General features: G+C 70.3%; 22 protein-coding genes, 1 tRNA gene and 1 pseudogene. 15 read left to right on the top strand and 9 right to left on the bottom strand.

The window, feature by feature from the left end; translation table 11 throughout:
* The first annotated feature begins 90 nt into the window (after nucleotides 1–90).
* The 5 genes from O7609_RS12855 (at nucleotide 91) to trxA (ending at nucleotide 5,261) form a co-directional block, all read left to right on the top strand.
* Nucleotides 91–1,986, top strand: a complete 1,896-nt coding sequence (locus O7609_RS12855) for a protein kinase family protein (RefSeq protein WP_269743606.1) — start codon at nucleotides 91–93, stop codon at nucleotides 1,984–1,986.
* 44 nt (nucleotides 1,987–2,030) lie between these two features.
* Nucleotides 2,031–2,771 (top strand): RNA polymerase sigma factor SigM, encoded by a 741-nt coding sequence (gene sigM, locus O7609_RS12850; RefSeq protein ID WP_269744351.1) that lies wholly within the window; start codon nucleotides 2,031–2,033, stop codon nucleotides 2,769–2,771.
* Nucleotides 2,768–3,667 (top strand): zf-HC2 domain-containing protein, encoded by a 900-nt coding sequence (locus tag O7609_RS12845; RefSeq protein ID WP_269743605.1) that lies wholly within the window; start codon nucleotides 2,768–2,770, stop codon nucleotides 3,665–3,667. Before sigM ends, O7609_RS12845 begins: the two co-directional genes overlap by 4 nt.
* A 228-nt stretch (nucleotides 3,668–3,895) precedes the next feature.
* The gene (trxB, locus tag O7609_RS12840; protein WP_269743604.1) at nucleotides 3,896–4,891 is read left to right on the top strand and encodes a thioredoxin-disulfide reductase; all 996 of its coding nucleotides are present in this window, start codon (nucleotides 3,896–3,898) and stop codon (nucleotides 4,889–4,891) included.
* A gap of 46 nt (nucleotides 4,892–4,937) precedes the next feature.
* Nucleotides 4,938–5,261, top strand: coding sequence for a thioredoxin (trxA, locus tag O7609_RS12835; RefSeq protein ID WP_269736811.1), 324 nt, complete (start codon nucleotides 4,938–4,940; stop codon nucleotides 5,259–5,261).
* A 193-nt stretch (nucleotides 5,262–5,454) separates the two neighbouring features.
* Here the strand turns inward: trxA and O7609_RS12830 are convergent, their stop codons facing one another.
* The 9 genes from O7609_RS12830 to rpmH all read right to left on the bottom strand — a co-directional run bounded on the left by O7609_RS12830 (nucleotide 5,455) and on the right by rpmH (nucleotide 11,859).
* Nucleotides 5,455–6,072: a GNAT family N-acetyltransferase gene (locus O7609_RS12830; protein ID WP_269736812.1), complete on the bottom strand. Its 618-nt coding sequence runs from the start codon at nucleotides 6,070–6,072 to the stop codon at nucleotides 5,455–5,457.
* An 82-nt stretch (nucleotides 6,073–6,154) separates the two neighbouring features.
* Nucleotides 6,155–7,291: a ParB/RepB/Spo0J family partition protein gene (locus tag O7609_RS12825; protein ID WP_269736813.1), complete on the bottom strand. Its 1,137-nt coding sequence runs from the start codon at nucleotides 7,289–7,291 to the stop codon at nucleotides 6,155–6,157.
* A complete protein-coding gene (locus O7609_RS12820; protein WP_269737291.1) occupies nucleotides 7,288–8,337 on the bottom strand; it encodes a ParA family protein in 1,050 nt (349 codons plus the stop codon). The genes O7609_RS12825 and O7609_RS12820 overlap by 4 nt, the downstream gene beginning before the upstream one ends.
* Nucleotides 8,338–8,693: 356 nt before the next feature.
* Entirely contained in the window at nucleotides 8,694–9,458 is a 765-nt protein-coding gene (gene rsmG, locus O7609_RS12815; protein ID WP_269736814.1) for a 16S rRNA (guanine(527)-N(7))-methyltransferase RsmG, read from the bottom strand.
* Nucleotides 9,455–9,958, bottom strand: a complete 504-nt coding sequence (locus tag O7609_RS12810) for a Jag family protein (protein WP_269736815.1) — start codon at nucleotides 9,956–9,958, stop codon at nucleotides 9,455–9,457. Before O7609_RS12810 ends, rsmG begins: the two co-directional genes overlap by 4 nt.
* A gap of 14 nt (nucleotides 9,959–9,972) precedes the next feature.
* The gene (gene yidC, locus O7609_RS12805; protein ID WP_269736816.1) at nucleotides 9,973–11,043 is read right to left on the bottom strand and encodes a membrane protein insertase YidC; all 1,071 of its coding nucleotides are present in this window, start codon (nucleotides 11,041–11,043) and stop codon (nucleotides 9,973–9,975) included.
* 3 nt (nucleotides 11,044–11,046) lie between these two features.
* A complete protein-coding gene (yidD, locus tag O7609_RS12800) occupies nucleotides 11,047–11,334 on the bottom strand; it encodes a membrane protein insertion efficiency factor YidD (RefSeq protein WP_219092069.1) in 288 nt (95 codons plus the stop codon).
* Nucleotides 11,331–11,699: a ribonuclease P protein component gene (rnpA, locus tag O7609_RS12795; protein WP_269736817.1), complete on the bottom strand. Its 369-nt coding sequence runs from the start codon at nucleotides 11,697–11,699 to the stop codon at nucleotides 11,331–11,333. The genes yidD and rnpA overlap by 4 nt, the downstream gene beginning before the upstream one ends.
* A 22-nt stretch (nucleotides 11,700–11,721) precedes the next feature.
* Complete coding sequence (gene rpmH, locus O7609_RS12790) at nucleotides 11,722–11,859, bottom strand: 50S ribosomal protein L34 (protein WP_016906158.1); 138 nt, start codon at nucleotides 11,857–11,859, stop codon at nucleotides 11,722–11,724.
* Nucleotides 11,860–12,327: 468 nt separating this feature from the next.
* Here rpmH and dnaA point away from each other — a divergent pair, with 468 nt between their 5' ends.
* The 10 genes and pseudogenes from dnaA (at nucleotide 12,328) to O7609_RS12740 (ending at nucleotide 26,052) form a co-directional block, all read left to right on the top strand.
* Nucleotides 12,328–14,229 carry a chromosomal replication initiator protein DnaA gene (gene dnaA / locus O7609_RS12785; RefSeq protein WP_269736818.1) on the top strand — a complete coding sequence of 634 codons (1,902 nt, stop codon included), beginning with the start codon at nucleotides 12,328–12,330 and terminating at the stop codon, nucleotides 14,227–14,229.
* A 944-nt stretch (nucleotides 14,230–15,173) separates the two neighbouring features.
* Nucleotides 15,174–16,304 carry a DNA polymerase III subunit beta gene (gene dnaN / locus O7609_RS12780; protein WP_269736819.1) on the top strand — a complete coding sequence of 377 codons (1,131 nt, stop codon included), beginning with the start codon at nucleotides 15,174–15,176 and terminating at the stop codon, nucleotides 16,302–16,304.
* A gap of 114 nt (nucleotides 16,305–16,418) precedes the next feature.
* Nucleotides 16,419–17,369, top strand: a pseudogene (gnd, locus tag O7609_RS12775) (phosphogluconate dehydrogenase (NAD(+)-dependent, decarboxylating)); the annotation flags it as partial.
* Nucleotides 17,370–17,393: 24 nt separating this feature from the next.
* Complete coding sequence (gene recF / locus O7609_RS12770; RefSeq protein WP_269736820.1) at nucleotides 17,394–18,509, top strand: DNA replication/repair protein RecF; 1,116 nt, start codon at nucleotides 17,394–17,396, stop codon at nucleotides 18,507–18,509.
* Nucleotides 18,506–19,039: a DUF721 domain-containing protein gene (locus tag O7609_RS12765; protein ID WP_269736821.1), complete on the top strand. Its 534-nt coding sequence runs from the start codon at nucleotides 18,506–18,508 to the stop codon at nucleotides 19,037–19,039. Before recF ends, O7609_RS12765 begins: the two co-directional genes overlap by 4 nt.
* 299 nt (nucleotides 19,040–19,338) lie before the next feature.
* Nucleotides 19,339–21,414, top strand: a complete 2,076-nt coding sequence (gene gyrB / locus O7609_RS12760; protein WP_269744350.1) for a DNA topoisomerase (ATP-hydrolyzing) subunit B — start codon at nucleotides 19,339–19,341, stop codon at nucleotides 21,412–21,414.
* Nucleotides 21,415–21,464: 50 nt separating this feature from the next.
* A complete protein-coding gene (gene gyrA, locus O7609_RS12755; protein ID WP_269743603.1) occupies nucleotides 21,465–24,134 on the top strand; it encodes a DNA gyrase subunit A in 2,670 nt (889 codons plus the stop codon).
* Between the two features lie 3 nt (nucleotides 24,135–24,137).
* A complete protein-coding gene (locus O7609_RS12750) occupies nucleotides 24,138–24,764 on the top strand; it encodes a DUF3566 domain-containing protein (RefSeq protein ID WP_269736823.1) in 627 nt (208 codons plus the stop codon).
* A 92-nt stretch (nucleotides 24,765–24,856) separates the two neighbouring features.
* A tRNA-Ile gene (locus tag O7609_RS12745) sits at nucleotides 24,857–24,930 on the top strand.
* Nucleotides 24,931–25,161: 231 nt separating this feature from the next.
* Nucleotides 25,162–26,052 carry a bifunctional helix-turn-helix transcriptional regulator/GNAT family N-acetyltransferase gene (locus tag O7609_RS12740; RefSeq protein ID WP_269736839.1) on the top strand — a complete coding sequence of 297 codons (891 nt, stop codon included), beginning with the start codon at nucleotides 25,162–25,164 and terminating at the stop codon, nucleotides 26,050–26,052.
* Nucleotides 26,053–26,106 lie beyond the last annotated feature (54 nt).

Raw genomic sequence — 26,106 nt, 5'->3', positions numbered from 1 at the left:
CAATTGTCTGTGGCCGGTCCCACGGCCGGCCACCACGCCGGCTGAGCGTACCGGCCGAGGGGATGCGACAACGGGGAGGCGGGAGCGACGGTGGCGGAACGGAGCACTGCCGTCGAGGCGTACTCGGGCGGTAAGGGCGGTGGGGCCGACAAGCCCCGGTCGGCCCGGTCCGGCGGAGCAGCGGCCGACGGCAGCACGTCCCAGGAGGGCCGGGAGGGCCGGGAGGGCGCGGACGGCGCCTCCGGCGAGAACACCGGCGCAGCGTCCGCGCCCGAGAGCCGCCCACGCCGCGGCGTGCGGTACCGCGCGGCGACGGCCGGGGCCGAGCGAGGACGAACCGGCCCGCCCGCCGACGGCGGCGGCGGCGGGGACACTCACGAAGCCCGCGACGAGGGTGAGGACACCACGGAGGACGACGGGGCTGCGGGACGATCCGGATCCGCGCCGGAGCTGCACAGCGGACACAAGCTCGCTCGACGCTACCGGCTGGAGGAGTGCGTCACCCGGCTGGACGGGTTCAGCAGCTGGCGTGCCGTGGACGAGAAGCTCCGCCGGGCCGTGGGCGTCCATGTCCTTCCGGCGCACCACCGCCGCGTGCGCCCCGTGCTGGCGGCGGCCCGCTCCGCCGCCCTCCTGGGCGACCCCCGCTTCGTACAGGTGCTGGACGCGGTCGAGGACGGCGAGCTGGTCTACGTCGTCCACGAGTGGCTTCCGGACGCCACCCCGCTCACCGCACTCCTCGCGGCCGGACCGCTGCCCGCGCACGAGGCGTATGAGCTGGTGCGCCATCTCTCCCAGGCCATGGCGGCCGCCCACCGCGAGGGGCTGGCCCATCTGCGGCTCACCCCCGGGGCCGTGCTGCGCACCGGAACGGGCCAGTACCGCATTCGCGGCCTGGCCGTGAACGCGGCGCTGCGCGGCATCACGACGCACACCCCTCAGCGCACCGACACCGAGGCGATCGGCGCACTGCTCTACGCGGCGCTCACCCAGCGCTGGCCCTACGAGGACGACGCCTACGGGCTCAGCGGTGTCGCCCGGCTCTCGGGCGGTACTGTCATGCCGCCCGACCAGGTCCGGGCCGGCGTCCACCGTGGGCTCTCCGAGCTGGCCATGCGGGCGCTGGTCAACGCCGGTGCCACCGCGTCCGGCGAGAACCCCCCGTGCACGACTCCGGAGGAGCTGGCCCGTGCGGCGTCCGAGCTGCCGCGTATCCGTCCCCCGGAGCAGGGCTTCCTGAATCCGGCGCCATACGAGCGCACCACCTACCAGCAGGGCGTGCTCTCCCCCGACATCGCGCCGGCCGGCGTCCGGGCCCGCCCGGGCGCCGTGGGCGACGCGCCGCCCACCCTGCCGGGCCGGACGGGCAAGGTCCTCAAGTGGGGGGTCTCCGCTCTGCTGGTCGCCGCGCTCGGCCTGGGGAGCTGGCAGATCGCCGACGCCCTGCTGCGCGGGGAGCGTCAGACGGATTCGGCTTCCCAGGGGCAGGGCGGCACGGAGAAGCAGAGCGAGCAGTCGCCCGTGGCCAAGCCGGAGACCGGCAAGCCGGTCGACATCGCCTCGGCCCGCATCCTCGACCCCGGCGGTACCGGCCGGGAGAGTGCGCAGCATGCCGAGCGGGCCTTCGACGGCGATCCCGACAGTTACTGGCAGACCCTCTACTACGCGAACGCCACCTTCGGAAACCTCAAGCCGGGTGTGGGGCTCGTGCTGGATCTCGGCTCGGTGCAGCAGGTCAGCACACTCGACCTCCGCTTCCGTGGCGACACCTCGGTCGACTTCCTCGCCGCCCCGGCCTCGGCCGGGGCGGAGCCGGACTCCCTGGGCGACTTCAGCAAGGTCGACAGCGGGAGTGGCAGCGAAGTGTCCCTCCAGGCCAAGAAGCCGATCATGACCCGCTACGTTCTGGTGTGGCTCACGGAACTACCGCTCACCGAGGACGACGAATACCGTGGCCGCATCACGGAGATCGGCGTCAGGAGCTGATCGGCACTCGGCCAAGGGAGGGCCTTGCGGTGGGCGACGACGCCATGAGGCACACCCCGGACGGCGACGACGTGACTTCGATCAAGGACGGCGAGCTGCTCGCCCGGCACGTGGCGGGGGACCCCGAGGCCTTCGGGGAGCTCGTCCGGCGCCACCGGGACCGACTGTGGGCCGTGGCGCTGCGCACGCTGGGGGACCGCGAGGAGGCGGCGGACGCGGTGCAGGACGCCCTCGTGTCCGCCTACCGTCGGGCCGAGACCTTTCGCGGACAGTCGGCGGTGACCACCTGGCTGCACCGCATCACCGTCAACGCCTGTCTCGACCGCATCCGGAAGGCGGCGTCCCGCCGGACCGCGCTCACCGACGACACCGAGCGCCTCGACCGCCTGCTGGAGCCCGAGGAGTCCGCTTCGGCGCCGGCCGAGCGGGCCGACGTCCACCGTCAGGTTCTCGCGGCGCTGGCCCGGCTCCCCGCCGAGCAACGCGCCGCGCTGGTGCTGGTGGACATGCAGGGCTACCCCGTTGCGGAGGCGGCCGAAGTGCTCGACGTCGCGGTCGGCACCGTGAAGAGCCGCTGCGCCCGAGGCCGCGCCCGTCTGCTGCCCCTGCTCAGCCATCTTCGGGCGGACGGCGTGTCCGCGGGTGGCTCGGCCGCGAACGGCTCCCCCGCGGCCCGTGGTACATCCGGCGACGGAAGACGGAACCGGACGTCGAGGGCGTCCGTCCCACCGAAGCAGGGCATCGAGGAAACCGGAGCTGTGAGGGGCGGAGGTGGGGCAGCATGACCGCGTCTTTCGCGACATCCGGCGACGGACATCCCGAGACCGAGGAGATCGCCGACCTGGCAGAGGAGCTGCTTGCTCCGCATGACGCCGAGCGGCTCCGCGCCCACCTCGCGGAGTGCGGTCCGTGCCGCGACATCCGGGCGGCCCTGGACGAGGTCCACGGCGCCCTCGGCACGCTGACCGACCCCGGGCCAATGCCCGGAGAGGTGGCGGACCGGATCGACGCGGCGCTCGCCGCCGAGGCTGCGCAGCGCTCCACCCCACCGGGTCCGAGCGTCACGACGCCACCGGGTCCACGCGCTGTTTCACGTGAAACACGGCGACCGTCGGCAGGGGCGGGGGGAACGACGGGCCCCGGCCGAGCCCCTCGCCCCGGAGCACGCAGGCGTTCCCGACGCCACACCGTCCTGCTGGGGGCGGCGGGGATCGCGGCCGTCGCCATCGGTGGGCTCTTCGCCGCAGGAATGCTCACCGACAGAGGCGACAGCGGCGCCAACCAGATCGCTGGCAAGCAGCAGGACGCCGCGGTCGACCGGCTGGAAGAGCAGGTGCACACCTTGCTGGCGCCCGCGTCGAAGGTTCCGGAGAGCGATACCGCTCAGCCGGAGAAGGTGCCCGAGGGTCCGGGACCGCAGCAGCAGCCACAGAACCCCTTCACGGTGGAGACGGCCGACCCTGCCCTGCCACAGTGCATCGCACGGGGTGTCGACCGCGAGGAAACACCGATCGCGGTGGGCCAGGAGGACTACCAGGGGACGGCCTCCTATCTGGTGGTCCTGCCCCACCCCGGCGACACCAGCCGCGTCGACGCCTACGTCATCGACGCGGCGTGCGTCACACAGGCGCCCGAGTCGCAGGGCGAACGGCTCGCCTTCCGCACGCTCGACCGGCCCTGAGTCACTGCCTCGGCGGCGCGTCCCGCGCCCGACAGGAGGGGGCGGGGCGGGCAGGGCGGCGTCGGGTCCCAGCACACGGCAGAACACTGCGGCTGCCCGGACCACCCGTCCGTGGGCAGCAACCTCGGGGCGAGGCCCCTCGGGAATGCCCGGCCCGTAGTATCCGTTGGGCGGGGTGTGAGCCTCGTCAGAGGAACCGGAAACCGTCGGCAGACAAGGAAGACATCCGTGAGTGACGTCCGCAATGTGATCATCATCGGTTCCGGGCCTACGGGCTACACCGCCGCCCTCTACACCGCGCGTGCCTCGCTGCGTCCCCTGATCTTCGAGGGCTCGGTCACGGCGGGCGGCGCCCTGATGAACACCACCGAGGTCGAGAACTTCCCGGGCTTCCGCGACGGCATCATGGGCCCGGAGCTGATGGACCAGATGCGCGCCCAGGCCGAGCGCTTCGGCGCGGAGCTGATTCCGGACGACGTCACCGCCGTCGAACTGACCGGCGACATCAAGAGCGTCACCGACTCCGCCGGCACCGTCCACCGCGCCCGGACCATCATCGTCGCCACCGGCTCGCAGCACCGCAAGCTCGGCCTGCGCGGCGAGGACGAACTCTCCGGCCGCGGCGTGTCCTACTGCGCCACCTGCGACGGCTTCTTCTTCCGCGACCAGGACATCGCCGTCGTCGGCGGTGGTGACACGGCCATGGAAGAGGCCACCTTCCTCTCCCGCTTCGCCAAGTCCGTCACCATCGTCCACCGCCGCGACGCACTGCGGGCCTCCAAGGCGATGCAGGACCGTGCCTTCGCCGACCCCAAGATCCGCTTCGCCTGGGACAGCGAGGTCGCCGAGATCCACGCCACCGATGGCAAGCTGTCCTCGCTCACCCTGCGCTCCACCAAGAACGCGGAGACCTCGGAGCTGCCCGTCACCGGCCTGTTCGTCGCCATCGGCCACGACCCGCGCACCGAGCTCTTCCAGGACACCCTCGACCTCGACGACGAGGGCTACCTCCGCGTGGACGCCCCCTCCACCCGGACGAACGTCCCCGGCGTCTTCGCCGCCGGCGATGTCGTCGACCACACCTACCGCCAGGCGATCACCGCCGCAGGCACCGGCTGCTCCGCGGCGCTGGATGCCGAGCGCTTCCTCGCCGCCCTGTCGGACAGCGAGCCTGCCGAGCCCGAGAAGACGGCGGAGGCCGCTCCGGCCGCCACCACCGCCTGAGCCACGGCATCGAAGCTTCCCCACACGGACAACCTGAGGAGACCCCATGGCCACCCTGACCGTTACCGACGCCGACTTCGAGCAGGTCGTGCTGAAGAGCGACAAGCCTGTGCTCGTCGACTTCTGGGCGGCGTGGTGCGGCCCGTGCCGTCAGATCGCCCCCTCCCTGGAGGCGATCTCCGAGGAGCACGCTGAGAAGATCACCGTCGTGAAGCTGAACATCGACGAGAACCCGGAGACGGCCGCCAAGTACGGGATCATGTCCATCCCGACGATGAACGTCTACCAGGGTGGCAAGGTCGCGCAGACGATCGTCGGTGCGAAGCCGAAGGCCGCGCTTGAGCGCGAGCTGGCCGACTTCCTCGCCTGACCCTGACGCCGAGGTCGTCCCCGGCTCGTCGCGCGGCGTTTCACGTGAAACGGCCCGGCCCGATCAAGGGCCGGGCCGTTTCCTTGTTCTCCACTGCCGTCCCCGCCGCGGGTCCCCACCGGATGCGTCGCCCGATTCATGGACCCCCCCTCCATACGCCGGGTTCATGGGACCGGCTCGTGGCACGCACGGCCTACAGCGGTCGTGGCACCGGATCCTTGTGAACGGCCCCGAGAAGCTGGTCGAGCGCCCGCTCAACATCGGCCTTCCAGGACAACGTCGTGCGCAGCTCCAGCCGGAGGCGGGGATAGCGCTGGTGCTGTCGCACCGTCTTGAATCCCACCGCCCGCAGCGGCTCAGCCGGGAGCATGCAGCGCGGCTCCTTTCCCCGAGCATCCGCGATCACCTCAAGCGCCCGGAATCGACGCTGCAGAGCATCCTTCGCCACGGTCTGCACCATCACTCGGCCGAGCCCCTGCCCACGGAACTCGGGGAGCAGGGCGGCCGTCATGAGCTGCACCGCGTCGGGGGACACAGGGCCGGTGGGAAAGGCCGTGGCCCGGGGCACGAAGGCGGGCGGGGCATACAGCGCGAATCCCACGGGCCTTCCGTCCACCAGGACGACCCGGCCGCAGGAACCCCACTCCAGGAGCACGGCGGAGACCCAGGCCTCTTTCTCCGCCTCGGCTTCCCCGGCACGCTCCGCTCGCCCGCCGCGCACAGGGTCCAGCTCCCAGAAAACACAGCGACGGCAGGTCGGTGGCAGGTCGGACAGGCGGTCCAGGGTCAGCGGAACGAGTTGACGCCCCATGGATCCATCGTATCCATGGGGCGTCAACGGGGTCGCTCAGCCGCTGCTTCCCGGCGGAACAGCTCAGGACCAGCGGCTCCTTCTACCTGGCGGCGTCCTCGTCCTCCTCGGCTGCGAGCCGCTGCTCCAGCACGCGCCCCTCACCGGGCGCAAAAGAGCCCAGAATCCGCTCCAGATCCTCTATCGAGGCGAACTCGACGACGATCTTTCCCTTCTTCTGCCCGAGGTCGACCTTCACCCGGGTCTCGAAGCGGTCGGAGAGCCGGTGGGCCAGATGGTCCAGGGCGGGGGAGAGCCGCTTGCCGGCTCTTGGCGACTTGGCCTTGGCTGACCGGCCGGGCTTGTCGTTCATCAGGGTGACGATCTCTTCGACAGCCCGCACCGAGAGCCCCTCGGCCACGATGCGATGGGCCAGGCGGTCCTGCTCCTCCGAGTCGTCGACGGAGAGCAGGGCCCGCGCGTGGCCCGCCGAGAGCACCCCGGCGGCCACCCGACGCTGCACGGAAGGCGACAGACGCAGCAGCCGAAGGGTGTTGGACACCTGGGGCCGCGAACGGCCGATCCGGTCGGCAAGCTGGTCATGCGTGCACTCGAAGTCCTTCAGCAGCTGGTCGTAGGCCGCTGCCTCTTCCAGCGGATTGAGCTGTGCTCGGTGCAGGTTCTCCAGCAGGGCGTCCAGGAGGAGTTGGTCATCACCCGTGGCGCGGACGATGGCCGGGATCGCCTCCAGACCGGCTTCACGGCAAGCGCGCCAGCGGCGCTCACCCATGATGAGCTCGTAGCGCTCCGCTCCGAGTTGCCGCACGACGACGGGCTGGAGCAGACCCACCTCCTTGATGGAGGTGACCAGCTCGGCCAAGGCGTCCTCGTCGAAGACCTCACGGGGCTGACGAGGGTTGGGCGTGATCGCGTCGAGTGGGACCTCGGCGAAGTGTGCCCCCGCCACCTCCGCGAGCTCCGGCCCGCCCGGAGCCTCCAGGGCCTGGGCTGGTGCACCACCGCGCCCCGCGACGGCGTGGCCCTCCTCGGCCACATCCGGCAGGGCGGTCACGGCAGCGGCGGCGACACCCCGCTCGGAGTTGATGACCGGAACCGCTGTGGGCGACGTGGCACCGTTGATCCCGATCGTGGGCACCGGGGCATTGTCGTCCTGGCTCTTGGGAGCCTCGGGAATCAGCGCGGCGAGCCCGCGGCCCAGTCCCCTACGTCGTTCGCTCACTGGATCCCCTCCGCCGTACTGTGCTGGTGGTTCTGATGCGCCTCGGTGTTACGCAAAGCGATTTCCCGGGCCGCTTCCAGGTAGGAGAGCGCACCGCTGGAGCCCGGGTCGTATGTGAGCACGGTCTGCCCATAGCTGGGTGCCTCGGAGATCCGGACGGAGCGCGGGATGTTGGTGCGCAGGACCTCGTTCTGGAAGTGTCCCCGGACTTCGTCGGCCACCTGGGAAGCCAGCCGGGTCCGCCCGTCATACATCGTGAGCAGAATGGTGGAGACGTGGAGCGCGGGGTTGAGGTGCCCCTTGACCAGGTCCACGTTCCGCAGCAACTGCCCGAGCCCTTCCAGCGCGTAGTACTCGCACTGGATCGGGATGATGACCTCGGTGCTCGCCACGAGCGCATTGACGGTCAGCAGACCCAGCGATGGCGGGCAGTCGATCAGGATGTAGTCCAGCGGCTGTTCATAGGCGGAGACCGCGCGCTGCAGCCTGCTTTCCCGCGCGACCAGTGACACGAGTTCGATCTCCGCACCGGCGAGATCGATCGTGGCGGGCGCACAGAAGAGACCCTCCACGTCCCGGACGGGCTGGACCACCTCGGACAGCGGCTTGCTTTCCACGAGGACGTCGTAGATCGAAGGCACTTCCGCGTGGTGATCGATGCCCAGCGCGGTGGACGCGTTGCCCTGTGGGTCCAGGTCGACCACGAGAACCCGGGCGCCATGCAAGGCCAGCGAGGCAGCCAGGTTCACCGTCGTCGTGGTCTTCCCCACGCCGCCCTTCTGATTGGCGACGACCATCACGCGGGTCTGAGCGGGCCTGGGAAGCCCCTCACCGGCGCGGTGCATCGCCTCAACGGCCTGCTGGGCGGCACGGCCGATGGGAGTGTCGTCCATGGGAGGCAGCGTCTCACGCGTTTCACGTGAAACATCCGCCAATTCAGCGCGGGGACCAGGGACCGGGTCGGCCATCGGTCCCGCGGTATCAGCGTCGGACCGCAACGGTTCACTCTCCTCGGAAGGCACCTTCGCAGAGTCAAAGACTGCCATGCTTTCCGAGCGGTGAACCACTGAGCCCCGCTGTTCTGTGGACAACTCGCCAGTTGTGGACAAGTTTTCCGGGCGGGAAGAACGCTTGGTACGGGCCTGCGGCTCGGCGGCAGCACGACCCCGACTGATGATTCCATGCAGAAGGGAGCGGCGTTTCACGTGAAACACGATGCCCTCGCGGCGCGGATCACCTTCGCCGACACTCCGCAATTGGGCAGTTTTGCCGCTTTTATGGAGTAAGCGGTCCAGAGCCGCGCCGACTTCCGCGCCCTGCCGACCGGCCAGGGTCCAGGCCCACACCGCGGCCGAAGCCAGCGGGCCCAGACCGGTAGACCCAGACCGGTAGACCCAGAAACCTAACGTCGCCGACGTCCGGAACGGCCCGCCCGCGCCGCCTTGGCGCGCTTGGCCGCGAACCGCACACCCCCGGGGCTCTCGCCCACCTCGGCACGCACCACGGTCGACAGGGGATCGACCACACCGGCTCCTACCTGGACGACCGAGGCCTTGACCACGCCGAGCTTCTGCAGCGCCGAGCGGGCGCCCTTCAGCTCCTCCTCCGCGGTGTCGCCCTTCAGCGCGAGCATCTCGCCGTAGGGCCGCAGGAGGGGCACGCCCCAGCCGGCGAGCCGATCCAGCGGAGCCACCGCACGGGCGGTGACGACATGCACCGGGGCCAGGGTGCCCAGGACCTCCTCGGCCCGGCCCCGCACCACGGTGACGTGGTCCAGGCCGAGCAGCTCCACGGCCTCCTGGAGGAACGTCGTCCGCCGCAGCAGCGGCTCCAGCAGAGTGATCCGCAGATCCGGACGCACCAGCGCCAACGGGATCCCGGGCAGGCCGGCGCCGGACCCCACGTCGCAGACGGTCACGCCGTCCGGAACGATCTCGGACAGCACCGCGCAGTTCAGCAGGTGGCGGCCCCACAGCCTGGGAACCTCACGCGGGCCGATCAGCCCGCGGCGCACTCCCGCGTCCGCCAGCAGCTCGGCGTAGCGAATCGCGTCGGGCAGGCGGTCCCCGAAGACCGCCTCCGCATTCTCCGGGGGAGGAGCGAGCTCCTGCGAGACCGGGGCCTCGCCGTTCTCGCCCTCACCCCTGACGCCGCCCTCCGCCGTCACGGCAGGACGACCACACAGCGCTGCGGTTCCTCACCCTCCGACTCGCTCCGCAGCCCCGCCGTCTTGACGGCGTCGTGGACGACCTTGCGCTCGAAGGGGGACATCGGCTTGAGCTTCACGGCCTCGCCGCTGCTCTGCGCCTGCTCCGCGGCCTCGGTGGCGAGTTTGGTCAGCTCCTCGCGCTTGCGTGCGCGGAATCCGGCGATGTCGAGCATGAGCCGACTGCGGTCGCCGGTCTCCCGGTGCACGGCGAGCCGGGTCAGCTCCTGCAGGGCCTCCAGAACCTCGCCGTCCCGGCCGACGAGCTTCTGCAGGTCGTGGCTGCCGGCGTCGCTGATGATCGAGACGGCGGCACGGTCACCCTCGACGTCCATGTCGATGTCGCCGTCCAGGTCCGCGATGTCGAGCAGACCCTCCAGGTAGTCGGCCGCGATCTCCCCTTCCTGCTCCAGGCGGGAAAGGGTGTCGGTGCCCTCAGCGGCTTCGGTGGTGTCCGTCACTGATGGACTCCCTCTCACTTCTTCGACTTCGCGGACTGCGGCTTCTTCTTGCCCTGCTGGGGCTTCCTGCCCTGCTGCGGACGGTTCGGCTTGGCCTGCTCCGTCTTCGGCTCTGCGGGCTTGCCCGGGGCCTGCTTGGTGCCGCCGTGGGCGGCGGCCGTCTGGCGCTGTGACTTGGACTGTCGCTTGGGCTGGGTGCGGTTGGCCCGCGCCTGCTCCACGGCCTCCTTGGCCGCGACCTCGACCGGGTCCTCCTTGATCTTGCCCTTCGCCCGCAGCTTCTCCTGCCGCTGCTTGTAGGCCAGGGACCCCGGCGTCGGGTTGCGCTTGATCACGTACATCTGCTGGCCGAGCGTCCACACGTTGGTGGTCAGCCAGTACACGAGGACACCGACCGGGAAGTTGATGCCGAAGACGGCGAACATGATCGGGAAGATGTACATCAGCAGCTTCTGCTGCTGCATGAACGGCGTCTTGACCGTCAGATCGACGTTCTTCGTCATCAGCTGGCGCTGCGTGTAGAACTGCGACAGCGACATCAGGACGATCATGATGACGGTGACGACCCGGACATCCGTGAGCGAAGCCTGGAGGGCCTCGACGGTGCCGGCGCTGTCCATGAACTTCGCCGCGATCGGGGCGCCGAAGATCGTCGCCGACCGGGCGGACTCGACCTGGTCGGCATCGAGTACACCGACCGTCTGATTGTTGGCGATCTTGTTCAGCACCTGGAAGAGCGCCAGGAAGAACGGGGACTGCGCCAGGATGGGAAGGCAGCTGGAGAGCGGGTTGGTTCCCGTCTCCTTGTACAGCTTCATCATCTCTTCGGACTGGCGCTGCTTGTCGCTCTTGTAGCGCTCCTGGATCGCCTTCATCCTCGGCTGGAGCGCCTGCATGTTCCGCGTCGCCTTGATCTGCTTGACGAACAGCGGGATCAGGGCGATCCGGATGACCACCACCAGGAAGACGATGGACAGACCCCAGGCCCAACCGCTGTCCTCGTCGACGACCAGGCTGAACAGCGAGTGGAACTGGACGATGATCCAGGAAACTGCGGTATAGAGAGGACCGAGGATCGTGTCCACGAATCAGGCTCCTTGGGCGTGGGACTGGGTCCGATGCTGCCAGCGGCTTCGCAGCCGCTGATGCCAGACCGGGTGCTTCCGGGCAGGAACATGGTCGACGCCACCGGGCGACCAGGGGTTGCAGCGCAGGATGCGCCAGGCGGTCAGTGCCGTGCCCTTCACCGCGCCGTGCAGGCGAATGGCCTCATAGCCGTAGTGCGAGCACGACGGGTAGTACCGGCACACCGGCCCGAGCATCGGGCTGATGGTCCACTGATACAGCTTGATCAGCCACAGGAGCGGGTACTTCACGTCGGCGGCCCTCCAAGCAGCCGCTGCAGCGCGGAGTCGAGGTCACGGGCCAGCGAGTCATGACCCGCGTCCCCCGCGCCGGGCAGCGCCCGTACGACAACCAGGCTACCGGGGGCCAGCAGGCTCAGCCGCTCGCGCATGAGATGCCGCAGGCGCCGCTTCACCCGATTCCGGACGACGGCGTTGCCCACGGCCCGGCTCACGACGAAACCCGCACGCGGCGGGGGAGCGTTCTCCCCCACCCCGTGCGGGTCCGTTCCGCTGCGCAGATGGACGACGAGTAGCGGGCGGCCGGCCCGCCTTCCTCGTCGTACCGCGGCCGAGAAGTCCTCGCGCCGCCTCAGCCGGTGCTCGGTAGGCAGCACGTCATGGACCTGCGGCCGGGGCTCAGGCCGACAGGCGGGCGCGGCCCTTGCTGCGCCGGTTCGCGACGATGGCGCGGCCGGCGCGGGTCCGCATGCGCAGCCGGAAGCCGTGGGTCTTCGCGCGGCGGCGGTTGTTCGGCTGGAAGGTGCGCTTGCTCACTCGGGGGCTCCAGAAATGCTTGTGTCTCGCTGAGACGATGTGGGGCGCCGACTGGCTGTCACCGTGCGCCCACGAGTAGCTCGCAACGCCCGAGTGCACCGCTTCTTCTTCCCGATCTCCGGCGGACCGGAGCGTCGGGATCGTGCCCATCGGAGGCAGGCGGCAGCAGCCATCGACAACTCGACCTGGTTACGGTACGCGCGGCCGAGCCATCCGGTCAAACCGGGGTTGTTCGGGGGACATGATCACGCCCCTCCACAGACTGACACAGCCATTCCGCGCCCGACCGGACGGGCGCGGGGAGGAGCAGCCGCCGACGCATGGCACAGTTGTGCACACCCTGTGGACAACAACTTGAGCAGCGCCAGCCGGGCCGACTACCGTAGCCGGACTCCGATTCCTTCCCAGCCGTCCCAAGAGCCACACTTTCGCGGAAAGTGTCCCCCAGCGAGTGAGAGAGCGTGCCCTGTGGCTGACGTACCTGCCGATCTTGCCGCAGTGTGGCCACACGTTCTCGAGCACCTCCTGGGTGACGGACAGGGCATCGAGGCGAAGGACCAGCGCTGGCTGCGCGACTGCCAGCCCCTCGTCCTCGTCTCCGGCACGGCTCTGCTCGGGGTGCCGAACGAGTACGCCAAGGGAGTCCTCGAAGGCCGCCTCGCCCCCATGATCAGCGAGGCCCTGAGCCGCGAGTGCCAGCAGCCGATCCGGCTGGCGATCACCGTCACGGGCCCGGCGCCCGACCCCGGACCACCGCCCGCCCCGGGCCCGCCCACGGCGGGGCAGCCGGCCCCTGGACAGGCCCAGGCCCCCGTGCCCGAGCAACGCACGCCGCAGCACCGCTACGACGAGCAGCCGCGCTATGACGACAACCGGTACGAGGACGCCGCCCGGTACGACAAGCGGCCCTACGAAGAGGCCCGCTACGAGGAGCCGTCCCGGTACGACGAGGCGCGGTACGACGAACCCCCGCGCTACGACGAGACGCGGTACGAGGAGCCCCGGTACGAGGAGCTCCCGCGCTACGACGACACGCGCGAGCTGCCCGCCGTCCGACCGGCGTACCCGAACTACCCACACGCCCCGCAGCCCGGGCGGCAGCACCAACCCGGGGCCTGGCCCCGCCAGGCGGAGCCCGAGAGCTGGGCACCGCCGCGGGACCCGTACCCGCCGCCGCAGCAGCACGGCTACGGCGGGCGGCCGGGCCTGTCCGCGTACGACCCGCAGCACCAGCCGCCCCCGCAGCGGTTCGACGAGCCTCCGCAGCTGCCGGCTCCCAGCGGCGCCCCCGGCCCCCTGGCCGCTCAGCCCGCGCCGGCGACGGGCCCGGGCGAGCCCACGGCCCGCCTCAACCCCAAGTACCTCTTCGACACCTTCGTGATCGGCGCGTCGAACCGGTTCGCCCACGCCGCCGCGGTCGCGGTGGCCGAGGCCCCCGCCAAGGCGTACAACCCGCTCTTCATCTACGGCGAGTCCGGCCTCGGAAAGACGCACCTCCTGCACGCCATCGGCCACTACGCCCGCAGCCTCTATCCCGGCACGCGGGTGCGCTACGTGAGCTCCGAGGAGTTCACGAACGAGTTCATCAACTCCATCCGGGACGGCAAGGCGGACGCGTTCCGCAAGCGCTACCGGGACATGGACATCCTGCTCGTGGACGACATCCAGTTCCTCGCGAGCAAGGAGTCGACGCAGGAGGAGTTCTTCCACACCTTCAACACGCTGCACAACGCGAACAAGCAGATCGTGCTGTCCAGCGACCGGCCGCCCAAGCAGCTCGTCACCCTGGAGGACCGCCTCCGCAACCGCTTCGAGTGGGGCCTGATCACCGACGTCCAGCCCCCCGAGCTGGAGACGCGCATCGCGATCCTGCGGAAGAAGGCCGTCCAGGAGCAGCTCAACGCACCGCCGGAGGTGCTGGAGTTCATCGCCTCGCGCATCTCGCGGAACATCCGGGAGCTGGAGGGCGCGCTCATCAGGGTCACGGCCTTCGCGAGCCTGAACCGTCAGCCGGTGGACCTCGGGCTGACGGAGATCGTCCTGAAGGACCTCATCCCGGGCGGCGAGGACGCCTCTCCGGAGATCACCGCGGCCAACATCATGGCCTCGACCGCCGACTACTTCGGGCTGACGGTGGACGACCTGTGCGGCTCCTCGCGCAGCCGCGTCCTCGTGACCGCGCGGCAGATCGCGATGTACCTGTGCCGTGAGCTGACGGATCTGTCGCTGCCGAAGATCGGCGCGCAGTTCGGCGGCCGGGACCACACGACCGTCATGCACGCCGACCGGAAGATCCGGGCACTCATGGCCGAGCGGCGGTCCATCTACAACCAGGTGACGGAGCTGACGAACCGGATCAAGAACGGCTGAGCCTTCCGGGCCCGTGCCGCCGCTTCTCCCTCCCTCCCCCTCGCCCTTCCCGTAACCGCTCCCGCCCCGCTGCCGCCCGCCCGCTTCTCCGGGCGCGCACCGGGCGGCAGCCCGGTCGTCCGGCCTCACGGGCTTGGTCATGCCCGCTCCGCCGCCGGATCGCGTCCCCTGTCCGCGGCCCTCTCCAGGGTCCCGGGCCGCCGCACGCCGACCGGGATGCCGGGCGGGGGCCGTCGCTGTTCGAATGAGCCCCGGGCGTCCACAACCACGGCTGCTTCTCCACGTCCACAGCCTGGGGACCGGTGAGTTGTCCCGACCGTGTCCACAGCGGAAGCAGCGCGGACGGCATCATGGCAGGTCGGGCGGTTGGGGACATGTGCACGCGCGGCCTCCACAGGCTGTGGACGGAAAACCGCACGTCAACCCCCGTCCAGGGTTGTCCACGCGCCGCCCACAGCCGGACCGCGGTTGTCCCCAGGACGAAGGGGGTTCTCCACACCGCTGTCCACTGTTCGACAACGCGACGCGGTCGCTCACCGTTCGGAGTGAAAGCAGTCACATGGGCGGGGCGGATTGGGCTGTTGAGAACCTGGGTAAAACTGGGGACGCCGCTGTGGGCAAGTAGCCGCTACCTGTGAACCGCGTGTGCACAGACCTCTCCCGTCCACAGCACCCCCCGGTCCGTCCACCGTCGCGCCCACAGGCCCGGTGGACAAAAAGTGGTGTCTGACCTGCGGATATCGAGTTATCCCCGGAATCCACAGCACCTACTACTACGACCACAGAGATAAGCCGGGAAACTCGTGTCGAAGCGGGTTCTGTGCACAACTCGGCTCTCCGCCTCGTCCCGGCCTCCCCGCCGAGTTGACCCGAGCGCTCACGGCTGTCAGCGACGTGCGTCAGACTGGTGCCCGGCAACCAGCAACAGCAGGAGGCGGCTGAAGGTGAAGATCCGGGTAGAGCGCGATGTCCTGGCGGAGGCGGTGGCATGGGCGGCCAAGAGCCTTCCGGCCCGTCCGCCGGTGCCGGTCCTCGCCGGCCTGCTGCTGAAGGCAGAGGAGGGTCTGCTCAGCCTCTCCGGGTTCGACTACGAGGTGTCCGCCCGGGTCTCCGTGGACGCCGAGGTCGAGGAGGAGGGCACGGTCCTCGTCTCCGGCAAGCTGCTGGCGGACATCAGCCGTGCGCTCCCCAACCGCCCCGTGGAGATCTCCACAGACGGTGTACGGGTCACCGTGGTCTGCGGCTCCTCGCGGTTCACGCTCCACACCCTGCCGGTGGAGGAGTACCCCGCGCTGCCGGAGATGCCCTCGGCCACCGGCACCGTGCCGGGCGAGGTCTTCGCCTCCGCCGTCTCCCAGGTGGCCATCGCCGCCGGCCGTGACGACACGCTGCCGGTGCTTACGGGTGTGCGGATCGAGATCGAGGGCGACACCGTCACTCTCGCCTCGACGGACCGCTACCGCTTCGCCGTCCGTGAGTTCCTGTGGAAGCCGGAGACGCCGGACGCGTCCGCCGTCGCCCTGGTCCCCGCGAAGACGCTGCTGGACACCGCGAAGTCGCTGAGCGGCGGCGACCAGGTGACGCTGGCGCTGTCGGGCTCGGGCGCGGGCGAGGGCCTGATCGGTTTCGAGGGCGCCGGCCGGCGGACGACGACGCGGCTGCTGGAGGGTGACCTGCCGAAGTACCGCACCCTGTTCCCCACGGAGTTCAACTCGCTCGCGACGATCGAGACGGCGCCGTTCGTCGAGGCCGTGAAGCGCGTGGCGCTGGTGGCCGAGCGGAACACCCCGGTGCGGCTCAGCTTCGAGCAGGGCGTGCTGACGCTGGAGGCCGGTTCGAGCGACGACGCACAGGCTGTGGAGCGGGTGGACTGCACGCTGGAGGGCGACGACATCTCCATCGCGTTCAACCCGGGCTTCCTGCTGGAGGGGCTGAGCGCGATCGACTCCCAGGTCGCCCAGCTCTCCTTCACCACCTCCACCAAGCCGGCGCTGCTGCGGGGCAAGCCCGCGGTCGACGCAGAGGTGGACGACGCGTACAAGTACCTGATCATGCCGGTCCGGCTCAGCGGCTGATCCGGGGGCCGAGGTCGAAGCCGGGCGGGGCTCCGGGCGTAGGCTCGGAGCCGGGCGGGGCGTGCCCGTGCACGCCCGGACCCGGAATCCGCGCCCCCACGCACTGCGAGAAACGTCAAGGAGAGCCCACAGATGGAGCTCGGTCTCATCGGCCTCGGCAAGATGGGCGGCAACATGCGCGAGCGCATCCGCCGCGCAGGCCACACCGTCATCGGCTACGACCGCAACCCGGAGCTCGCCGACGTCCACAGCCTGAGGGAGCTGGTGGACGCGCTGCCGAGCCCGCGTGTGGTGTGGGTGATGGTGCCGGCCGGTGGGCCGACCCAGGCGACGATCGACGAGCTGGCCGGGCTGCTCTCCCCCGGTGACGTCGTCGTGGACGGCGGGAACTCCCGCTGGACGGAGGACGAGAAGCACGCCGCGGAGCTGGCGGAGCGCGGCATCGGCTTCGTCGACTGCGGCGTCTCCGGTGGGGTGTGGGGCCTGGAGAACGGCTACGCCCTGATGTACGGCGGTGCGGCCGAGCACGTGGCGCGGGTGCGGCCGGTGTTCGACGCGCTGAAGCCGGACGGCGAGTTCGGCTCGGTGCACGCGGGCGACGTCGGCGCCGGGCACTTCGCGAAGATGGTCCACAACGGCATCGAGTACGCCATGATGCAGGCCTTCGCCGAGGGCTGGGAGCTGCTGGAGGCCGTCGACTCGGTGACGGACGTGCGGGAGATCTTCCGCTCCTGGCAGCAGGGCACCGTGATCCGCTCTTGGCTGCTGGACCTCGCGGTGAACGCGTTGGACGACGACCAGCACCTGGAGAAGCTGCGCGGCTACGCGCAGGACTCTGGCGAGGGCCGGTGGACGGTGGAGGCCGCGATCGACCACGCGGTGCCGCTGCCCGCGATCACGGCCTCGTTGTTCGCGCGGTTCGCCTCGCGGCAGGAGGACTCTCCGCAGATGAAGATGATCGCGGCGCTGCGCAACCAGTTCGGCGGACACGCCGTCACGGCGAAGAGTGACACACTCGGCGCAGACGCCCCGGGCGCCGACGTCGAGCCGCCGGTCGGTGGCTGACGGGGCTGACGGTCACGGTCACGGATGCATGTCGCGCACCTCTCCCTAGCCGACTTCCGGTCGTACGCCCGGGCTGAGGTTCCGCTCGGCCCGGGCCCGACGGCGTTCGTCGGGCCCAACGGCCAGGGCAAGACGAACCTCGTCGAGGCGGTCGGCTATCTGGCGACCCTCGGCAGCCACCGGGTCGCGTCGGACGCTCCGCTGGTGCGGATGGGGGCCGACCGGGCGGTGGTGCGGGCCGCGGTGGTGCAGGGAGAGCGCCAGCAGCTCGTCGAGCTGGAGATCAATCCGGGGCGGGCGAACCGGGCGCGGATCAACCGGTCCTCCCAGGTCCGGCCGCGGGACGTGCTCGGCATCCTGCGCACCGTGCTGTTCGCCCCGGAGGATCTGAGCCTGGTCAAGGGCGATCCGGGGGAGCGGCGTCGGTTCCTGGACGAGCTGGTCACCGCCCGCTCGCCGCGGATGGCGGGGGTGCGCTCGGATTACGAGCGGGTGCTCAAGCAGCGCAACACGCTGCTGAAGTCGGCCGCGATGGCACGGCGGCACGGTGGCAGGTCGCTGGACCTGTCGACGCTGGACGTGTGGGATCAGCATCTGGCCCGGGCGGGTGCGGAGGTGCTGGCGCAGCGCTTCGCGCTGGTTGCCGATCTGGAACCGCTGGCGAATCGATCGTATGAGGAACTCGCTCCGGGCGGTGGCCCGTTGGTGCTCTCCTACCGCAGCCCGGTGGAGGGCGGCGGGCGCGAGGAGCTGTACGCGCAGCTCCTCACCGCCCTGGGGGAGGCCCGGCGGCAGGAGATCGAGCGCGGGGTGACGCTGGTGGGTCCGCACCGGGACGATCTGCTGCTGAACCTCGGGGGGATGCCCGCGAAGGGCTACGCGAGCCATGGGGAGTCGTGGTCGTACGCGCTGGCCCTGCGCCTGGCCTCGTACGAGCTGCTGCGTGCCGAGGGCAACGAGCCGGTGTTGATCCTGGACGACGTGTTCGCCGAGCTGGACGCCCGTCGGCGGGAGCGGCTCGCGGCCTCGGTGGCGTCGGCAGAGCAGGTCCTGGTGACGGCCGCGGTCGAGGAGGATGTGCCCAAGACACTCGCGGGGGCGCGGTTCTCCGTCGCGGAGGGGGAGGTCACGGCGGTATGAGTGATCAGGAGCTGCCGGAGGGCGACGTCCCGTCGGACGGGCGGGCGGAGGCCCCGGCCCCACCGGTGTCGGGTGTCGATCTGGCCCGTGTCGCGCTGCGGGCGGCCAAGGAGCAGGCCCGGGCGCGCGGCGAGGCTACGCGGCAGAAGCAGCAGGCGCGACGCGGCGGGCTGCGCTCGGGGGCGCGGCGGGACGGGCGTGACCCGATGCCGCTGGGTGCCGCGCTGGAGCGGCTGAAGACGGAGCGCGGCTGGGAGATGCCGATCGCGGTCGGCGGGGTCATGGGGCGCTGGCCGCTCATCGTCGGGGAGAAGAACGCCGAGCACTGTCGTCCGGAGCGGTACGACGAGGAACGCCGGGTTCTCCACGTCCGCTGTGACTCGACGGCGTGGGCCACGGAGCTGCGCCGTCTGGCGCCCCAGCTGGTGCGGCGTCTCAACGAGGACCTGGGGCACGGCACCGTCTCCGTCATCAAGGTGCTGGGCCCCGGAGGGCCGCCACCGCGCTACGGCCGGCTGCGCGTGCGCTGATCCCGGCCTCGGGCGTCCTCGCGATGCCGGACGTTTCACGTGAAACGGACACCTCGACGTGATCCCGGTCACGGTAACGGTAGGTTGACAGTCCGAAGCGCTGAGGGCGCCCGTGAGCCTCTTGAAGCCCCCAGTCGTATATGGGGAGTCGGTGGTCGCTCCCTCAGGGCGCCACATGGGGACTCAGGCGGCGGCAAACCCCCATTCATGTCGGCGCTACCGGTAGACTGAGCTACAGCCGCCGTACCGCGGATCAAGTCGAACGACGCAGTCGCTCCCGTCGGATCGGGAGACGCTGTCTGCTGTGCCAGAAAGGGCGCTTCGTGGCCGACTCCGGCAATTCCATCGAGAATCCCCTGTCCCCCGTCGAGGACGCCGCCGCTGCCTCCGTACCCCTGGGTGAGCCGTCGTATGACGCCAGCGCGATCACCGTCCTGGAGGGGCTGGACGCGGTCCGCAAGCGTCCCGGCATGTACATCGGTTCGACCGGTGAGCGGGGCCTGCACCACCTGGTGCAGGAGGTCGTGGACAACTCCGTCGACGAGGCGCTCGCCGGCTTCGCGGACCGGGTCGACGTCACCCTGCTGGCCGACGGCGGCGTGCGGGTGGTGGACAACGGCCGAGGCATCCCGGTGGGCATCGTCCCCTCGGAGGGCAAGCCGGCCGTCGAGGTCGTCCTCACCGTGCTGCACGCGGGCGGCAAGTTCGGCGGTGGAGGCTACGCCGTCTCCGGCGGTCTGCACGGCGTCGGCGTCTCCGTCGTCAACGCCCTCTCGCAGCGGGTGTCCGTCGAGGTCAAGACGGACGGCCACCGCTGGACGCAGGACTACAAGCTGGGCGTGCCCACGGCTCCGCTGCAGCAGAACGAGGCCACCGAGGAGACGGGCACCAGCGTCACCTTCTGGGCCGACGGCGACATCTTCGACACCACGGACTACTCCTTCGAGACGCTCTCGCGCCGCTTCCAGGAGATGGCCTTCCTCAACCGGGGCCTGACGATCTCGCTGACGGACGAGCGTGCGGCGGCCAAGCAGACGGCCGGCGCCGACACCACCGACTCCGCCGACGACGACCAGGCCCGCTCGGTCACCTACCACTACGACGGCGGCATCTCGGACTTCGTCCGGCACCTGAACTCCCGCAAGGGCGATCCGGTGCACCCGACGATCGTGTACTTCGACGCGGAGGACCCGGAGCGCAGCCTCTCGGCGGAGATCGCGATGCAGTGGAACACCCAGTACAGCGAGGGTGTCTACAGCTTCGCCAACATCATCCACACCCATGAGGGCGGTACCCACGAGGAGGGGTTCCGGGCAGCGCTGACGGGCCTGGTCAACCGCTACGCGCGGGACAAGAAGCTGCTTCGGGAGAAGGACGACAACCTCACCGGCGAGGACATCCGCGAGGGTCTGACGGCGATCATCTCCGTCAAGCTCGGCGAGCCGCAGTTCGAGGGCCAGACGAAGACGAAGCTGGGCAACACGGAGGTGAAGACCTTCGTCCAGAAGATCGTCCACGAGCACGTCACCGACTGGTTCGACCGCAACCCCAACGAGGCCGCGGACATCATCCGCAAGGGCATCCAGGCGGCCACGGCCCGGGTCGCCGCGCGCAAGGCCCGCGACCTCACCCGTCGCAAGGGCCTGCTGGAGACGGCCTCGCTGCCGGGCAAGCTGTCCGACTGCCAGTCCAACGACGCCAGCAAGTGTGAGATCTTCATCGTCGAGGGTGACTCCGCGGGCGGCTCGGCCAAGTCCGGCCGTGACCCGCAGTACCAGGCCATCCTGCCGATCCGAGGCAAGATCCTGAACGTGGAGAAGGCGCGCATCGACAAGGTGCTGCAGAACGCCGAGGTGCAGGCGCTGATCTCCGCCTTCGGCACGGGCATCCACGAGGACTTCGACATCGACAAGCTCCGCTACCACAAGATCATCTTGATGGCGGACGCCGACGTCGACGGTCAGCACATCAACACGCTGCTGCTCACGCTCCTCTTCCGCTTCATGCGTCCCCTGGTGGAAGCCGGGCACGTGTACCTCTCCCAGCCGCCGCTCTACAAGATCAAGTGGGGCCGCGACGACCACCAGTACGCCTACTCCGACCGTGAGCGCGACCAGCTCATCGCCCTCGGCCGGGAGCAGAGCAAGCGCATCCGGGACGACTCGGTCCAGCGCTTCAAGGGTCTGGGCGAGATGAACGCCGAGGAGCTGCGCGTCACGACGATGGACACCGAGCACCGGGTGCTGCGCCAGGTGACCATCGACGACGCCGCGGCCGCCGACGACCTCTTCTCCATCCTCATGGGTGAGGACGTGGAGTCGCGGCGCTCCTTCATCCAGCGCAACGCCAAGGACGTCCGTTTCCTCGACATCTGAGTCGGCCCGCCACAGGCACGATGGCCGCCAGAAAGGGACTTTGAACAGCAATGGCCGACGACATGACCGTGGGAAACCCGGACCAGCCGGACGAGGTTCCGGTGACGGCGCCGCCTGGCGACGAGGAGGGCGTCCTGCGCATCGAGCCGGTGACGCTCGAGACCGAGATGCAGCGCTCGTATCTCGACTACGCGATGAGCGTCATCGTCTCCCGCGCCCTGCCCGACGTCCGGGACGGTCTCAAGCCGGTGCACCGGCGCGTCCTGTACGCCATGTACGACGGCGGGTACCGACCGGAGCGGGGCTTCTACAAGTGCGCCCGCGTGGTCGGCGACGTCATGGGCACGTACCACCCGCACGGTGACTCCTCCATCTACGACGCGCTGGTGCGCCTCGCCCAGTCGTGGTCGATGCGGATGCCGCTGGTCGACTCGAACGGCAACTTCGGCTCACCGGGCAACGACCCGGCCGCGGCCATGCGGTACACCGAGTGCAAGATGGCCCCGCTGGCCATGGAGATGCTCCGGGACATCGACGAGGAGACCGTCGACTTCCAGGACAACTACGACGGCCGCAACCAGGAGCCGACGGTCCTGCCGGCGCGCTTCCCGAACCTGCTGGTCAACGGCTCGGCGGGGATCGCGGTCGGGATGGCGACCAACATCCCGCCGCACAACCTGCGCGAGGTCGCGGCCGGGGCCCAGTGGTACCTGGAGAACCCCGAGGCCTCCAACGAGGAGCTGCTGGACGCCCTGCTGGAGCGGATCAAGGGGCCGGACTTCCCGTCCGGCGCGCTGGTCGTCGGCCGCCGGGGCATCGAGGACGCGTACCGCACCGGCCGCGGCTCCATCACCATGCGGGCCGTGGTCGAGGTCGAGGAGATCCAGGGCCGGCAGTGCCTGGTCGTCACCGAGCTGCCCTACCAGGTGAACCCCGACAACCTGGCGCTGAAGATTGCGGAGCTGGTGAAGGACGGCCGGATCGGCGGCATCGCCGACGTCCGGGACGAGACGAGCTCCCGTACGGGCCAGCGGCTCGTCGTCGTCCTCAAGCGGGACGCGGTGGCCAAGGTCGTCCTCAACAACCTGTACAAGCACACCGACCTGCAGACGAACTTCGGCGCGAACATGCTCGCGCTGGTCGACGGGGTGCCGCGCACCCTGTCGCTGGACGCGTTCATCCGCAACTGGGTCACGCACCAGATCGACGTCGTCGTCCGCCGCACCCGCTTCCGGCTGCGCAAGGCCGAGGAGCGCGCCCACATCCTGCGCGGTCTGCTCAAGGCGCTGGACGCGATCGACGAGGTCATCGCGCTGATCCGGCGCAGCGAAACGGTCGACGTGGCGCGCACCGGCCTGATGGGGCTCCTGGAGATCGACGAGATCCAGGCCAACGCCATCCTGGAGATGCAGCTCCGCCGGCTGGCCGCCCTGGAGCGGCAGAAGATCACCGCCGAGCACGACGACCTCCAGGCGAAGATCGACGAGTACAACGCGATCCTCGCCTCGCCGGTGCGCCAGCGCGGCATCATCAGCGAGGAGCTGGCGGCGCTGGTCCAGAAGTTCGGCGACGACCGGCGCAGCAAGCTGGTGCCCTTCGAGGGCGACATGTCCATCGAGGACCTGATCGCCGAGGAGGACATCGTCGTCACGATCACCCGTGGCGGCTACGTCAAGCGCACGAAGACCGTCGACTACCGGGCGCAGAAGCGCGGCGGCAAGGGCGTGCGCGGCACGAAGCTGAAGGAGGACGACATCGTCGACCACTTCTTCGTGTCGACGACGCACCACTGGCTGCTGTTCTTCACCAACAAGGGCCGGGTCTACCGCGCGAAGGCCTACGAGCTGCCGGACGCGGGCCGCGAGGCGCGCGGGCAGCACGTGGCGAACCTGCTGGCCTTCCAACCGGACGAGCAGATCGCCGAGATCCTCGCCATCCGCGACTACGAGGCGACGCCGTATCTCGTGCTGGCCACGAAGTCGGGCCTGGTGAAGAAGACGCCGCTGAAGGACTACGACTCGCCGCGCTCCGGCGGCGTCATCGCGATCAACCTCCGGCAGATGGAGGACGGCCGGGACGACGAGCTGATCGGCGCGGAGCTGGCCTCGGCCGAGGACGACCTGCTGCTGATCAGCAAGAAGGCCCAGTCGATCCGGTTCACGGCCACCGACGAGGCGCTGCGCCCGATGGGGCGCGCGACCTCCGGTGTGAAGGGCATGAGCTTCCGCGAGGGCGACGAACTGCTCTCGATGAACGTCGTCCGGCCCGGTACGTTCGTCTTCACCGCGACGGACGGTGGCTACGCCAAGCGCACCGCCGTGGACGACTACCGTGTGCAGGGGCGCGGCGGTCTCGGCATCAAGGCGGCCAAGATCGTCGAGGATCGCGGCGAGCTCGTCGGCGCGCTCGTGGTGGAGGAGACGGACGAGATCCTGGCCATCACACTGGGCGGCGGCGTGATTCGCACGCGGGTCAGCGGTGTGCGGGAGACGGGCCGTGACACCATGGGCGTCCAACTGATCAACCTGGGCAAGCGGGACGCCGTCGTCGGTATCGCCCGGAACGCCGAGGCCGGCCGCGAGGCGGAAGAGGTCGAGGCGGTGGTCGACGAGGCGTTGGCCGGGCAGGACGCCGCCGAGCCGGGCGCCGCGTCCGACGCCGAGGCCGGTTCCGCGGCGGGTGAGCCGGTGGCCGGGCAGGCCACGGACAGCGAGGAGTGAGGCGTGAGCGGTACCTCGGGCGGGGCGGGCCAGGGCGCGGTCCCCGGCGGTAGCCCCGGGCCCTCGGCCGGTCGGGCGCGTTATCCGGGTCAGCCCGGCGACGTCCTGGCCGACGGCGGGACGACGATGACGAGCGCGGCCGAGCCGCACCACCCGCCGCACGCCTACCCGGCGCCCGGCCACGGCCCGGGCGCTCCCCGTTCGTCCTCGGAGCCGTCCGCCGTGCGGCTGCCCCGCACCGGGGCGCGCACGGTGCCGCGCACCCGCAAGGCGCGGCTGCGGGTGGCCAAGGCGGACCCGTGGTCGGTGATGAAGGTCAGCTTCCTGCTGTCCATCGCCCTGGGCATCTGCACGATCGTGGCCGTGGCGGTGTTGTGGATGGTCATGGACGCCATGGGCGTCTTCGCCACCATCGGCGACACGGTCACCGACGCCACGGCCTCGCCGGAGGGATCGGGCTTCGACGTGGAGGCGTTTCTGTCGTTGCCGAGGGTGTTGATGTTCACCAGCCTCATCGCGGTGATCGACGTTGTGCTGGCGACGGCGCTCGCGACGCTGGGGGCCTTCGTCTACAACCTGTCGGCCGGTTTCGTCGGCGGTGTCGAGCTCACCCTCGCGGAGGACGAGTAAGCCCAGGCCGGGGGCTCGCACGTGCGGCGGGCCCCCGGCGGGGAACCGATTTTGGGCCAGCGCGGGAATGCGCTAATCTTTCGGTGCAGCGCGGGGCTATAGCTCAGACGGTTAGAGCGCTTCCCTGATAAGGAAGAGGCCACAGGTTCAAGTCCTGTTAGCCCCACAGAAGCAGAACGCGGAACGCCCGGATCCTCCTCGGAGGCGCCGGGCGTTCCGCGTTTCCGGGCGTGGTTCTTCGCGGGGCGCGGTCCCCCGGAGTGTGGGGACCGCACGGCAGGCGAGCGGTCCGCCGGGGAAGCTCCCGGGCGGGGGCTCGGGGTACGTCTCCGCGTCGGGCACCGCCACCGGGCCCGTACCTCTGGGCTCGGGAGAGTTATCTGACTAAAGTCAGAGGATGGACGTGACAGAGATCGAGCAGGTGCGGCGGTTCCAGCGTGCCGTGACCGACCGCGTGGGTGTGCTCCACGACCAGTTCCTGGGCCGCGACCGGCCCTTCGGTGAGGCCCGGCTGCTCTGGGAGATCGGTGAGCGCGGGCGGGACGTGCGGGAGCTGCGCGAGCGGCTCGGGCTCGACTCCGGGTACGTCAGCAGGCTGCTGCGCTCCCTGGCGGACGACGGCCTGGTGACCGTCGAGCCGCACCCCGCGGACCGGCGGGTGCGGACCGTCCGGCCCACCGACGCGGGGCGGGCGGAGCGCGCGGTGCTCGACGGCCGCAGCGACGAGCTGGCCGCATCGCTGCTGGAGCCGCTGAGCGGTGCTCAGCGGGCCCGGCTGGTCGAGGCCATGGCCGAGGTCGAGCGGCTGCTGACGGCGGCCACCGTCGCGCTGGACGTCGTCGACCCCGGTCACCCGGACGCCGAGCACTGCCTGCGCGCGTACTTCACCGAGCTGCGGGAGCGCTTCGAGACGGGCTTCGACCCGGAGCGGAGCCTGCTGCCCGACGCCGGGGAACTCCGTCCGCCGCGCGGTGAGTTCCTGGTGGCCCGGCTGCACGGTGAGCCCGTCGGCTGTGCGGGGCTGAAGCTGCCGGCGGGGGCTCCGGCCGAGATCAAGCGCATGTGGGTCGCCCCGCGGGCGCGGGGCCTCGGGCTGGGCCGCCGGTTTCTGGCCGAGCTGGAGGCGCGGGCGGCCCGGCACGGCCGCGAGCTGCTGCGTCTGGACACCAACAGGGCCCTCGACGCAGCGATCGGTCTGTACCACGCGTACGGCTTCCGGGAGGTGCCCGCGTTCAACGACGAGCCGTACGCCCATCACTGGTTCGAGAAGCGGATCGCCGCGCCGTGACGGCGCGGGTCCGAGTCCGGCCCCACCGGTTTCCTACTGGGGGGTTGTATCATC

Origin of the sequence: Streptomyces sp. WMMC1477 (assembly GCF_027460245.1) — a bacterium.
Lineage (GTDB): Bacteria > Actinomycetota > Actinomycetes > Streptomycetales > Streptomycetaceae > Streptomyces.
Note: the sequence above shows the minus strand (reverse complement) of the source record. Positions and strands in the feature narration are given on the sequence as shown.

Coding starts and splice junctions, on each gene's coding strand:
- sigM (WP_269744351.1), top strand. CDS start 2,031: ATGAGGCACACCCCGGACGGCGACGACGTGACTTCGATCAAGGACGGC.
- O7609_RS12845 (WP_269743605.1), top strand. CDS start 2,768: ATGACCGCGTCTTTCGCGACATCCGGCGACGGACATCCCGAGACCGAG.
- trxA (WP_269736811.1), top strand. CDS start 4,938: ATGGCCACCCTGACCGTTACCGACGCCGACTTCGAGCAGGTCGTGCTG.
- O7609_RS12830 (WP_269736812.1), bottom strand. CDS start 6,072: ATGGGGCGTCAACTCGTTCCGCTGACCCTGGACCGCCTGTCCGACCTG.
- O7609_RS12820 (WP_269737291.1), bottom strand. CDS start 8,337: ATGGCAGTCTTTGACTCTGCGAAGGTGCCTTCCGAGGAGAGTGAACCG.
- recF (WP_269736820.1), top strand. CDS start 17,394: ATGCATGTCGCGCACCTCTCCCTAGCCGACTTCCGGTCGTACGCCCGG.
- O7609_RS12765 (WP_269736821.1), top strand. CDS start 18,506: ATGAGTGATCAGGAGCTGCCGGAGGGCGACGTCCCGTCGGACGGGCGG.
- gyrA (WP_269743603.1), top strand. CDS start 21,465: ATGGCCGACGACATGACCGTGGGAAACCCGGACCAGCCGGACGAGGTT.
- O7609_RS12740 (WP_269736839.1), top strand. CDS start 25,162: ATGGACGTGACAGAGATCGAGCAGGTGCGGCGGTTCCAGCGTGCCGTG.